Genomic DNA, 580 nt, shown 5'->3' with positions numbered 1-580 from the left:
CTGCCATTCAACAAAATCACAAAATGCCTTCTCATCAATTGCGCCCTTGTTATCAAACGGGGTGATAAGCGCAGTTATAGCTCCCTTGAGCATGATAAACTCCCTATAATGTTTGCTTTTATTTTTTTATAATCGCCTTTTATAAATTTTAAATAGAGCATAATCTTGCTCTATCATTGAAGCAAGATGAATTTCAAAAAAAGCCCTCATAAGATGAAAATGGACCTCCTTAAATGTTGAACATTTCTTTAAAACAAACCGTCTATATTAACGCGTTTTTCACGCTTGTGTTCTAAAAAACCTTAAGTTTTTTTTACAAAAAGCAAGGTCTCAAGGTCTTTTCTCTATGCGTGTATTTTCCACCTCTCTTTTCGTATCAACCTTTACTGCACTTATACTGGCAATAAGAATTTTATTTTCAAGTGCACTTGCACAAACACCGCTTTTACATGGGAAAGTACCAATCCCTTCGACACGTCCTACCCCCATTGCCATAAAACAAGAAGCTCAAGAACCTCTTCAACAGAGACACACGACATCGTACAATACCGTGACACTCAAACAACTAAAAGCTGGATTA

At 36.4% G+C, this 580-nt stretch carries 2 pseudogenes; one reads left to right on the top strand and one right to left on the bottom strand.

The window, feature by feature from the left end:
• Nucleotides 1-93: pseudogene (locus ACFIO3_RS15230) on the bottom strand (4-hydroxy-tetrahydrodipicolinate synthase); the annotation flags it as partial.
• A 253-nt stretch (nt 94-346) separates the two neighbouring features.
• On the opposite strand from ACFIO3_RS15230, the pseudogene ACFIO3_RS15225 reads away from it, so the two are divergent.
• A pseudogene (locus ACFIO3_RS15225) lies at nt 347-580 on the top strand (lytic transglycosylase domain-containing protein); the annotation flags it as partial.

It is taken from the genome of Bartonella sp. AD328YNZD, from assembly GCF_042196425.1.
The sequence above is the reverse complement of the archived record's forward strand: the minus strand, read 5'-3'. Positions and strand labels throughout refer to the sequence as shown.